The 5,632-nt window shown below is 42.7% G+C and carries 3 protein-coding genes; 1 reads left to right on the forward strand and 2 read right to left on the reverse strand.

The genetic code is table 11. From position 1 onward, the window contains the following. Positions 1-1,310 (reverse strand): ABC1 kinase family protein (locus PX636_RS16490; RefSeq protein WP_288117872.1); only part of this gene is annotated, 1,310 nt, incomplete at its 3' end. 221 nt (positions 1,311-1,531) lie between these two features. Then, on the reverse strand, positions 1,532-3,043 hold the full coding sequence (crtH, locus tag PX636_RS16495) for a carotenoid isomerase (RefSeq protein WP_125731991.1): 1,512 nt from the start codon (positions 3,041-3,043) through the stop codon (positions 1,532-1,534). 457 nt (positions 3,044-3,500) lie between these two features. On the opposite strand from crtH, the gene PX636_RS16500 reads away from it, so the two are divergent. Continuing rightward, a complete protein-coding gene (locus PX636_RS16500; RefSeq protein ID WP_288117873.1) occupies positions 3,501-5,330 on the forward strand; it encodes a polysaccharide biosynthesis protein in 1,830 nt (609 codons plus the stop codon). The last annotated feature ends 302 nt before the right edge of the window (positions 5,331-5,632 follow it).

The raw sequence follows: 5,632 nt of genomic DNA on the forward strand, positions 1-5,632 counted from the left end.
GTTCCTCCCGATACCGCTAGACTTTTCACAAAAGGTTGACTAGCTGCTAATAAATTATACTGGGGATCTAAAGAGCGGGCAATCCCATCCAAAGTGGTGACAGATTTAATAATAAAAGTCATTTGGGGAGGTAAGCGAAAAGGTTGCTGTTTAAACATTAAATACACTTGATCGCTAATTTGTTCAAAGGCCCTCACATCTACTGGTTTATCGCGAAATTCATCTAAGAGAAACTGCACGATATTTCGCACGGGTTGCAGCTCTCTAACGGGTTCAATTAACCCCATATACATCAAGGTTTTTAAGACTGTTTCCGTATCCTTTCTCAAGATAGCGAAAAAGGTTTCAATCATTTGATCTTTAGCGACGGACTTTAACTCGAACATCGTGCCGAAATCGTAGAAAATTAACTCCCCTTCCTGACTGACTGCCATATTACCCGGATGGGGATCCGATTGAAAAAAACCATCCTGTAATAGTTGTTTGAGATAGGAACAGATCCCCAGTTGAATAATCCCATCTACATTAATACCGTTAGCTAGTAAAGTCTCTCGATCATCCACTTTAATCCCCGGCACATACTCCAAAGTTAATACCCTGCGGGTGGTATATTGCCAGTAAACTAAAGGGACTTTTACTTGAGGATAATTCTTAAAATTTTCCCGAAAGCGATCTGCATTTTTACCCTCATGGATATAATCGATTTCTTGAAAGAGTAGCTCAAAGAATTCTTGGTAGATAGCTTCTAAATTATATTTTTTCACCACGGGGAAAATATTTAACCAACGGGTGAGACGATGCAACACTTCAAAATCGAGATTAAATAGTCCTTCTAGATTCGGTCTTTGTACCTTAATAACGACCTCTTCCCCACCTAATAACCGCGCTCGATGCACTTGTCCTAAACTGGCACAAGCGAGGGGAGACACGCTAAAACTTGCAAATAAATTATCTAGGGTTTGTCCTAATTCTGTTTCAATAACTCGGATCGCTTCTTGACTATTAAATTCGGTAACTCGATCCTGTAATTGGGTTAATTGTTCGATATATTCGAGCGGAATTAAATCTGCTCGCGTCGATAAAGATTGCCCAATTTTAATAAAAGTTGGTCCTAAATTCATGAGGCGATCTACTAACCATTTCGCTCTCCTTTGCCGTTTTTTGCCCCTATTAGCCCCCGTTAAACGATCCCAGAGCAAAAAAGTCAAAAACTGCATTGTAAAGCCAAATATCTCCAATTGACGAACAATCGGCGCTCGCAAGCTTTGCTGCCAATGTAAAGATTTGGGGGAATCAAAAGGAGTAAGCATCAGTTATCAGTTATCAGTTATCAGTTATCAGTCTTCAGTCTTCAGTTATCAGTTATCAGCAAAACCGATCTACAGCGTTTCTCGTCAAGGTGACGTATGAATTAAACCTTGCCGAAGTAAAAACTCCAGTCGCAAAAATGCACCTCATCTATCTGAGAAACGCTGTCAAGTGTTACCTTCCCGTTTCAGAATTCGCAGGTGAAAATCCTGATTTTCAGCTTTTAATCTCTGCGACTAGGTAAACCGAGATCTACCGCTAGACGATGACTGCAAGCAAAACCAGAAAAGGCCACCGCGTTTAATCCTTGACCCGGGAAGGTACTATCTCCCACACAATAAAGATTAGGAATAGCTGTACGATTAAAAGGCATTCCTAATAAACCTAACAGTTTTCTTCGCGGTATTGGGCCGTAACTGCCATCGATTCTATTCAAAAAGCGGCGATGGGTGCGAGCCGTGCCAATTTCGATATAATCTAATCCTGTATCTAGTTTGGGAAAGAGTTTTTTCAGGCGCTCGATGAGACGATGAGCAGCGGCCTCTTTTTTCTGTTGATATTCTTGGGGGGGCAGTTTTTGCCATTGATCAATCCAGCTAGGGGTGAAAGCATGAATGATATGATGGTCCGGGGGTGCGAGGGAGGGATCGAGTAAGGTAGGAATAGAAACAAAGATAGTTCCCTGTTCTGCTTCCATATTTTCCCAATCTTCTAGTAAAATATGGTGACATTCGCTTCCTGATGGTAATACATCGGCCTTAACTCCCAGATGCAAACTCAGGAAACTGGGGGATTTTTGATAGCGTTTTTGCCATTTTTTTTCGCTGCCGGGGAGAGATTCCGGGGGGAGTAGTTTCTCGAAGGTATCCCAACGGGTGGCATTAGAAACAATCTTTTTAGCGTAATATTCCTTACCATTGGTCAATCTTACCCCGATCGCTCGTCCTGCATCTAAAATAATCTTATTCACTCTCGCTTGATACTGGATTTCACCACCAGCTTTTTCCAATCCCGCGACTAACTTGAGAGCAATCTGTCCCACTCCCCCCCGGGGATAGTTAATTCCCCCGTAATGGCGATCGCTAAAGACCATTCCCGCGTTAATCATCGGAGTGCGATCGGCGGGTACTACCGACCAACAATAACATTCCATGTCGATAAATTTCAATAATTTCGGGTCTTTAATATATTTTCTGGCCACATCTCCCGCATTTTGGGGTAAATACTTGACCAATCCCAAACAGGATAAAGGATGCTGGAAAAAAACCCTAGTCAGATAGCGGGGTTCTTCCAGCGATAGTAAATCCATACTATTGAGGCAATTAAACACCTGCCAGCATTCATCGTAAAAGCGCCGGATACCGGTTTTTTCTGCGGGAAAATGGCTAATTAATTCCTGTAAAAATTGTTCGTAGTCGCGATGAACTTTTAAGTCTAATCCGTCCGGGAGATGATAATGGATCTGGACGGGATCGGCAATGGTTTCGATACTCATATCCACCGCTGCCAAAGCCTTGGTTAAGAGGTTAGTCGTCCCCTTTTTGCCAAAACCAAAAATCATCGAAGCACCCACATCAAAACGATAACCCTCTCGTTCAAAATAACCTGCGCTGCCCCCCGGAATCAGATAACTCTCTAAAACTAAGACTTTTGCCCCTTTTGCCGCTAATTGCGTCGCTGTCACCAATCCCCCGATTCCCGACCCAATCACGATCGCATCGTACTGATTACTCATAACTTTAGTTGATAAATTTTTGTGTCAATTCTTGATTGTAACCTTGACTAGCGGTGATTTATCGGCTAGTTTGCGGGAGCAGAAAATTTTTGGGGAGAGATGAAAAGTTGGTAAAAGGAAAAAAGTCTTGACAAATCCCGCCACTTGACATAATTGGATTTGGGTGATATCATCTCCGGAAAGACAGGCAGCGCTACTGTTATAAAGAATATTGGCTCTTCTTGTTTCTGTATGGAAGGGAGAAGAATAGGGGTAATTTTCTAGAAATATATTCTTCAAAGCCTTGCCTAGCAAGACTCGTCCGAATAATAAGCACTGATTATCGCACAAAGTCGAGAGGAGCTAAGTAAATTTACCTTAAGATTAATTAATCAATTAGATAATGTATAGAAAACTGGCCAACAAAATCCTTAAATTAGCTAATTCCCTATCTAGGTCATCGAAGCGATCTCTTTTAATTGTCACCGATTGCCTTGTTTTTTGTCTAAGCATCTATCTAGCCTTCTCTCTCAGGTTGAATCTGAGCCTAGAATATCAGGAAATTAGACCTTTTTTCGGGGAAATACTCAGCTTAATTGCGATTAAAGTTCTAGTTTTCTATCTCAGAGGTATTTACCGTCCTGTAGTACGTTATACAGGATTAGAGTTTCTTTCCTCCGTACTGCAAGCGGTTCTCTATAGTTCAGGGGTTTTAATCAGTCTGGCCTACTTTCAAAGGGATGCCTTTTTGCCGCGTTCAGTCCTGATTATCGACGCATTGTTAACCCTAGTATTGGTTATTGGGGTGAGATTGTTGATTCGTTCTGTCTTTCACCGTCTGAATATTTACGTCAGTAGTGTCGATAGGGAACCGACAATTGTTATCTATGGTGCCGGGGTTGTGGGTCGTCAATTAGCACGTTCCCTACAAAATGACCCCCACTATCGTTTATTGGCCTTTGTTGATGATAATCCCGATTTGCAGCAGCGAGTTATCCAAGGCATTAGGGTTTATTCCCCCTCTCAATTGGCACTACTGCACCAAAAACGGGCCTTTGACTGGGTTGTTCTCGCTATTCCGAATGTAGCCAAGGCCAAAAAGCGGCAAATCATCGAAAGTCTAGAAACTTTACCCATCGTCATCAAAACCGTCCCTCCCCTCTCAAAAATTTTATCGGGAGAAGCGGCCATCAATCAGATTCGCAGTGTCGATGTCTCGGAATTATTAGGACGGGAAGAAATTCTACCCCATCCCGAACTTTTGGCAAAAAATGTCACGGGTAAAGCGGTGTTAGTCACCGGGGGTGGTGGTTCCATCGGTTCGGAATTATGCCGACAAATCGCCTTCCTCAAGCCAAAATGCTTGGTAATCTACGAATTAAATGAGTTTTCCCTCTACAAAATCGATCTCGATTTAAGCGAAAATTATAGCGATTTACGCAAGTATGCCTATTTAGGCAATGTTCTCGACCGCAATCATCTGGCCCGAGTCATCCAACAACACCAGATTGAGACAATTTATCACACGGCCGCCTATAAGCACGTTCCTCTTGTGGAAGCCAATCCTAGTCAGGGGGTTTACACTAATGTTTGGGGTAGTTTAAATGTCGCTCAGACCGCGATCGAGAATTCGGTTAGTAATTTAGTTCTTATTTCCACTGATAAGGCCGTCAGACCGACTAACATTATGGGGGCCAGTAAACGCTGTGCTGAGTTAGTTATACAAGCTTTGGCCGCTTTACCCGACACTTCCACCTGTTGCGCTATCGTCCGCTTTGGCAATGTTCTTGATAGTAGCGGTTCCGTGGTGCCGCGTTTCCGGGAACAAATCGCCCAACGTAAGAATATTACCCTCACCCATCGCGATATTATTCGCTATTTTATGTCTATTCCCGAGGCGGTGCGTTTGGTTATGCAAGCAGGAGCCATGGCCCGAGGGGGTGAGGTATTCCTCTTAGATATGGGTGAACCGGTAAGAATTTACGATTTGGCCCTACAGATGATCCGTTTAAGTGGCTTGGAATTAGGGCAAGATATCGATATTGAAATCACAGGATTAAGACCGGGGGAAAAACTCTACGAAGAATTATTAATCGATACCGATAAAGCTCGTCCCACCGATCACCCAAAGATTTTTTGCGCTAATGAACACTTTCTTGCTTGGGAAAAATTGCAAATCAAATTAGAGCAACTGCTTAATTATATTCAAGTTAATGACCGTCAGGGCTTAGTTAAGTCCCTACAAGATTTAGTTCCCGAATACCGGCCTCCGCAGCAAATGGCCGGTCATTTGTCAAGTAAAAAGTGAAAAAGAGGAGTTTTAGCGAGTGCATCCCACATTTGCAGAAATACCGACAATTAGCAATTATCAGTGACTCTTAAATTAGTACAAAAATATGAACAATCGCGTGTAAGCATCCCACCGAAAAACTAATGCGCTCCGGGGTTTGGGGAGTAGAACCCCCTAAAGATTGGGATTGAGTGATAAAATCGGAAATAACGCCCAGTTTTAGCGGAGAGTTTCCCTTTCAAAATCCCAACTCAGTAGATTGACAAAAATTGAGCTGCGGCCTCAGTTCTAATCACCGATCACTGAAATCCCTAAAATTA

The organism is Microcystis sp. M53598_WE2 (genome assembly GCF_030067735.1).
In the GTDB taxonomy this organism is placed as follows: Bacteria; Cyanobacteriota; Cyanobacteriia; order Cyanobacteriales; family Microcystaceae; genus Microcystis; species Microcystis aeruginosa.

Coding starts and splice junctions, on each gene's coding strand:
- crtH (WP_125731991.1), bottom strand. CDS start 3,043: ATGAGTAATCAGTACGATGCGATCGTGATTGGGTCGGGAATCGGGGGA.